At 35.9% G+C, this 1,245-nt stretch carries 1 protein-coding gene; it reads right to left on the bottom strand.

Annotated elements, in window-relative coordinates; all coding sequences use genetic code 11:
• Window positions 1-7: 7 nt before the first annotated feature.
• Window positions 8-1,164 (bottom strand): IS3 family transposase gene (locus RU96_RS12535; protein WP_143350979.1). Its coding sequence is split into 2 segments (ribosomal slippage): window positions 8-906 and window positions 906-1,164, totalling 1,158 coding nucleotides; the frame shifts between segments, so codons are not numbered across the junction.
• Between the last annotated feature and the right edge of the window lie 81 nt (window positions 1,165-1,245).

Consider the following 1,245-nt stretch of genomic DNA (forward strand, 5'->3'; position numbering starts at 1 on the left):
AAGATACTTAAAGACTTTCAAAGTAAAGAGCCTCCTTTTCATTTGGTGTAAGCATATCTAATGTTCCATGAGGACGTTTGGTGTTATAGAACCCTTCAATGTAAGTAAAACAAGCCAACCGTACTTCTTCGAGCGAATGAAATGAACGGCGATTTAATTCTTCTTTTTTCATATATTTAAAAAAAGCTTCGGTAACGGCGTTATCCCACGGATAACCTGGTTTAGAAAGAGAATGGACAATCGGATGATGCTCTATAAACTTTCTAAATTCAAAAGAGGTATATTGAGCCCCTTGATCTGTATGAAAAAGAACAGGACTCATTACATTTCGAGAATGAAGTGCTTTATCTAATGTTTGAATGGCTAGGTTTGTATCAATTGTTGATCCTACGGTCCAAGCAATTACTTTTCTAGAAAACAAATCTAAAACGACACACAAATACGCAAATGTTTTCTTACCGATGGGGATATAAGAAAAATCACTTGTCCAAACTTGATTTGGTGCAGGTGGATTGAACGCTTGGTTTAGATGATTTGGACGTGTCAAAGAAACCTTGTTTTTCCTTTTTTTGAAAACAGGTTTTACTGTAGACATTTTTGGGAGGTCCATTGATTTCATTAAGCGATAAACGCGACCAATACTAATCGAAATGCCATAATCACGCAAAAGGATCCGGCGGATTTTTGCAGCGCCAAGACGTTTTTGAGAAGAAGTATAAATTTCTAAAATCACTTTTCTTAGGTGTTGATTTTCTTTTGTTCTTGGGGCTACTTTTCCAGAAAAACGTTTGTAATACGTGGAACGATTGACTTTGAGTACACGACAGAGTGTTACAATACTGTACTCATATCGAAGAATGTGTATGGCTTTTAATCGTTCGTCGAGTGAGGCGTGAATATGGCAATCGCTTTTTTTAGGATTAAATTTTCCTCCTCGAGCTGCGCATTTCGTTTTTGTAGCTGTTTGATCTGACGAGCCGTAAGGATCGTGTCATCGTCAATTTTTACTTCGGAATATTGTTTGACCCAACGAGCAATTGAAGAAAGAGCAATGCCGTACTCCTTAGATAAAGCATTTTGAGTTTTACCACTTTCGTGAAGTTTTACAATGGATTTTTTAAACTCTTCGTCAAATTTACGTGGTGATTTTCTGTTATTTACCATATTAAAAAGTCCTTTCAAAATTTGTGTCTATTTATTTAAGAGTATACCAAAAAATGTGTCCACTTTATTAGGATACATGCA

Origin of the sequence: Enterococcus canintestini, assembly GCF_001885735.1 — a bacterium.
In the GTDB taxonomy this organism is placed as follows: Bacteria; Bacillota; Bacilli; order Lactobacillales; family Enterococcaceae; genus Enterococcus_C; species Enterococcus_C canintestini.